Annotated in this window: 4 protein-coding genes; all 4 read left to right on the top strand. The window is 52.7% G+C overall.

Annotated elements, in window-relative coordinates:
• The first annotated feature begins 46 nt into the window (after positions 1-46).
• Positions 47-973, top strand: coding sequence for a LysR family transcriptional regulator (locus AC0UA9_RS17140; RefSeq protein ID WP_125752009.1), 927 nt, complete (start codon positions 47-49; stop codon positions 971-973).
• A gap of 125 nt (positions 974-1098) precedes the next feature.
• The gene (dctP, locus tag AC0UA9_RS17135; protein WP_475661915.1) at positions 1099-2145 is read left to right on the top strand and encodes a TRAP transporter substrate-binding protein DctP; all 1047 of its coding nucleotides are present in this window, start codon (positions 1099-1101) and stop codon (positions 2143-2145) included.
• A gap of 125 nt (positions 2146-2270) precedes the next feature.
• Positions 2271-2762, top strand: a complete 492-nt coding sequence (locus AC0UA9_RS17130) for a TRAP transporter small permease (protein WP_146944381.1) — start codon at positions 2271-2273, stop codon at positions 2760-2762.
• Positions 2759-2999, top strand: a 241-nt coding sequence (locus AC0UA9_RS17125) for a TRAP transporter large permease subunit (RefSeq protein ID WP_475661913.1), incomplete at its 3' end; no start/stop codon positions are given. The genes AC0UA9_RS17130 and AC0UA9_RS17125, both read left to right, overlap by 4 nt.

The following is a 2999-nucleotide window of genomic DNA, read 5'->3' as shown; positions in this document are numbered from 1 at the left end:
GCAGGCTTCGGGTAAGATATTAAACACCCCAACATAGGCGTGTTTTATGCTTAACCAGCGTGCATTAACTTACCTCAATGAAGTGATTCGGCGCGGCTCGCTCAGGCGCGCCGCTGCCCACCTGAATGTCGATGCTTCTGCCGTTAGCCGCCAACTAAAAGCACTAGAAGAAGAGCTGGGTACCCAGCTATGCGAGCGGCACGGAAGAGGGATGCGCGCCACCGCCGCGGGCCAGCTACTAGTGCACCATTTTCATGCTCAGCGGGCTTCAGAAGAAGCGGTGCTTTCCCAGCTAATGGCACTTCAAAGTCTCGCGAAAGGGCAAGTTCGCATTGCCGTGGGAGAAGGGTTTATTGCTGACTTAATCGCCGCCCCGTTAGGCACTTTTATGTCAGCGTTTGACGGCATCAAAGTTGAAATCCGCATGGCGGGTGTCAATGAAGCGATGTCGTTACTCCAAGATCGCGAGGTGGATATAGCGCTGCTTTATGCACCGCCGGTAGACCCGCAACTTTTCTGCCATGTGGAAACGCGCCAGCCGCTCGATGTCATTGTTCCCCCCAACCACCCACTAAGTGATCTTAATCGCCCGGTTACGCTGCATGACTTAAAGGAGTGGCCCCTGGCGTTAATGGACAATCCTTTCGGTATGCGGCAAATGGTCAATATGGTGGCTCATCAGGAGCGCATTCACCTTGAAGCACGCCTGCATACAAACTCTGTTGCGGTGTTAAAGAATTTCGTCCGCTCAGGCATCGGCGTTACGTTTATGCCTGAACTCACCGTAGCGGATGAGATTAAGCGCGGTGAGATTTTCACACTCCCCATGCAGTACCCAATAATGAACGGTACGCGGGCGCAAATTGTTAGCCTGAAAGGACAGGAACTCCCAATAGCTTCAATTACTTGCATCAATCATTTGCACAGAGGCATGCGCTTTTTCTCCGCCGATGCACCACGACTGTTGCAATAAAAGCCACAGTTTAGGTATTGCATAGTCAACACCTCAATACATAGTCTTCTAGTAGGCACTCCTTATAAATCCAATAACGCGCCCACAGCGCCCGTAGCTCACGACAATAAACCAGGAGACTGACTATGTACCCAGCAAAACTGCCCCCCTACTTTGCACCTAAACAGCTTATAACCGCGTGCCTAGTAGGCTCTGCGTTGATGGCAGGGAACGCGCTTGCAGCGACTACGATTAATCTAAGTTACAACGGAGCCCCAGACCCGGAAAAGAACGCTGTCCACGTTTTTGCAGAGAACCTTAAAGCGCTGGTAGACGAAAAAACTGACGGTGAGATCCAGCTTACGCTCTATCCAAATAGCATGCTCGGCGAAGAAGAGGAGCGCATGGAACAAACCATGAATACGCCCATGCTCAATGTGGCGTCATTTGCGGGTGTCTCACCTCTTGTGGATGAAATCTTCGTTAGCGCTATTCCGTTTCTGTTCGACGATTTTTCTGCAGCCCACACTTTCTTCGATGAGGGTGAGTATTGGCAGGAAGTCAGCAACGCGCTGCAGGAGCGTGCCGGTATCGATATGCTAGCCGTTGTGGAAGAGGGCGGCTTTTTGGCGTTCACCAATAACGAAAGGCCGATCAGCCACCCTGACGACTTCGAAGGACTCCGCTTCCGCGCCATGGATCCTAGCCAGGTCGCTCTTTATGAAGCCTTCGGCGCCTCCGGCACTCCCATCCCCTGGACAGAGACCTATATGGCACTGCGCACCGGGGTGGCTAACGGCCAAATGAACCCGCCGATGTATATCATCTTAGGCAGTCTCTACGAAGTGCAGGACTATCTGACCCTTGCCAATATCCAGTACTCCGACCAATTCCTGGTAGGCAACAGCGACATGATCGCAGGTTGGGATGATGAGCTTCGTAGCGCTTTTATGGAGGCCGTCTCCGAAGCTAATCACAATGCCCGTGAGCATAATCAGGAGCAAGTAGAATCACGTATCGCCTATCTGGAAGAGCAAGGCATGGAAGTCATTCGCCCCTCTGAAGAAGAGCTAGCCGCTTTCCGCGAAATCGGCCAGCCTGCCTACCTTGAGTGGCTTGCTGAGCGTGATATCGAGCAGCGCTGGATCGATATGGCGTTGGAAGATGCAGGCATGAGCGAACTGCTCGACTAACGGCTGTTAACACCGTTGTCACCATTGCAATGATGGAAACAACAGGGGCTGGCATCATGCTGGCCCCTATTTCCACAACTCAATGTTCTCGTGCTTAACATTTCTGTGCTTCATGAAAGGCTGCCATGTTTAATACGCTTCGATCCCGTCTTTTAGCGATCAGCCGCCCTGTTACCTTAACCCTGGCGGGCGCACTTTTATCGCTCAATGTTGCGGCTATTCTGTTTGGGGTGTTTGCACGCTACATCGCTGGTGGCGCGCCTATCTGGACAGATGAGCTATCACGTTTCTTGATCATCGCCACCGTGATGCTTGCAGCTGGCGCTGTCTGGTCTGAAGGAGGACATATGCGCGTTGGCCTGTTAGAGAAACGACTGCCCGCCCCCTTCGCTCGGCTGCTAAACGTGTACCAATGGCTACTCACTCTGTTCATTGCGGCGGGCGGGGCATGGGTTAGCTATCGATATGCGCTGTCGGTCAGTATGTTTACCACTTCTGGGCTCGGCATTAGCCGTACGGTGCCACTGCTTTCGCTACCGATTGGTTTTTTGCTGCTGGCTTGGCATGTGCTCCTTTATGGCCCTGCGCCACTCAAGACCATCGAGGACGACCTATGATTGTCACTATGCTGGTTGTTTTCCTGGGCCACGTTTTGCTTGGACTGCCCCTGTTTATCGCCCTGCTGACCACCGCGATAGTCGGCTTTCTGTTTGTCGACCCCTCAATGATTCCACGCATGCTGCCCCAGCAATTCTTTGGTGGTATCAATGTTTTCTCCTTGATGGCGATTCCGTTATTTATCTTCGCTGGCAACCTGATGAACGTCAGCGGCTTAACCGAACGCTTGATGGGGC

Source organism: Colwellia sp. F1 (genome assembly GCF_056238625.1).
Note: the sequence above shows the minus strand (reverse complement) of the source record. Positions and strands in the feature narration are given on the sequence as shown.

Excerpts from the sequence above, each read along its gene's own strand:
- AC0UA9_RS17140 (WP_125752009.1), top strand. The coding sequence starts at position 47 with ATGCTTAACCAGCGTGCATTAACTTACCTCAATGAAGTGATTCGGCGC.
- dctP (WP_475661915.1), top strand. The coding sequence starts at position 1,099 with ATGTACCCAGCAAAACTGCCCCCCTACTTTGCACCTAAACAGCTTATA.
- AC0UA9_RS17130 (WP_146944381.1), top strand. The coding sequence starts at position 2,271 with ATGTTTAATACGCTTCGATCCCGTCTTTTAGCGATCAGCCGCCCTGTT.